Source organism: Candidatus Infernicultor aquiphilus (assembly GCF_002784285.1).
Classification (GTDB): domain Bacteria; phylum Atribacterota; class Phoenicimicrobiia; order Phoenicimicrobiales; family Phoenicimicrobiaceae; genus Infernicultor; species Infernicultor aquiphilus.
Window position 1 is genome coordinate 5,399 of sequence record NZ_PFKO01000342.1, and the last position, 1,300, is coordinate 6,698.

The following is a 1,300-nucleotide window of genomic DNA, read 5'->3' on the forward strand; positions in this document are numbered from 1 at the left end:
TAATTTTGTTGTACTTTTCTATAGCGGAGTAACGCTCTCCCGAGGCAAATATTGAATTTGCTAAAAAGTAATATACTTTAGTAATAATATCACTGGTTGGAAATCTGGATATAATTTCATTACACTGGCTAATTGCCTCTTTATAGTCTTTTTTATAGTACCATGCTCTTGCTCTATTATAATAGACCTCTGCTATATCTTTAGCATCTGGAAAGGTACTAATAATTTCTGCATATAAATTTTCAGCTAAATCATACTTCCGATATTTAAATAAAATATCCGCGCATTTCATCATTATAGGATAGGGGACATTTATTTCTTTTAAATTTTCTTTTATCCAATAAAAATATCTGATTAATAACTCTTCTGGTTCTGAATTTCTCTTAAGTTTATAACTTTTATCCAATATTTCATATAAACAGTTGAGGGAATCGAAATATTTCTTTTCTTTCCAGTATAGATCAGAAAGGTCAAGTAATACATTCGCTTTAAGCTGGTTATCCTGGGAATCTTTTAGTATGTTCTCATAATAAATTAGGGCAGAGGTTAAATCATTTAATTCGCGATAATTTTGGGCTATCTGGTAGTTGGCCTCTGAAATAATTAGACTTTGAGGGAAATTCTCTATTATTTCTTTAAAGGTAGCAATAGATTCCTGGTTCTCTCTTTTAAGGTGATAAGTTTCAGCTAGAAAAAAGAGGGAATAATCAGTTAAAAGAGGGTCACTTTTTACCAGGTTTTTATATATAACTATAGCCCTATCCCAATCTTCTATCTTTTTAAAACATTCTCCTAATATATATTGAGATTTGATAAAAAGGGGTAGATTCAGGGTCGAATATTTTATATTCCATAGTACGGAAATGGCCTGCTGATAATCACCCTGATGATATAGTTTCAATCCCGACTGGTAATTCTCCAGGTCCTTCACTAACTCTATAGTTGAAGGATAGCTTTCTACTATTTTAGAAAGTTGTAAAATTTTAAGTTGCTTAACCTCAACTTCAGTTAATTCATTAGCACTAACTGAAACAGTGCAAGCTATTGTAAAACATATTATAAAGATAATTATTAAGAAAAATGAAAATATAATTCGCAATTTATCTACTCCCACTCCCCTATCAACTGATTATTTTCTAACTTTTTTAAATTTTTAAATATAAATAATGATGTTCCCGGTGAAACTTAAAACGCGTTAGAGAACTGTCTCCCGTCACGCATGCCCGGTCACGCATCTACAAAAAACAATATTTATAGTTATATAGTATGGTTATTTCCCAAAAAGCCAAAAATATTTTCA

General features: G+C 30.7%; 1 protein-coding gene. It reads right to left on the reverse strand.

Translation table 11 applies throughout. The features are described from left to right. The coding region (locus COZ07_RS09615; protein ID WP_406608348.1) for a tetratricopeptide repeat protein at window positions 1-1,099 on the reverse strand (1,099 nt) is incomplete at its 3' end. Between the last annotated feature and the right edge of the window lie 201 nt (window positions 1,100-1,300).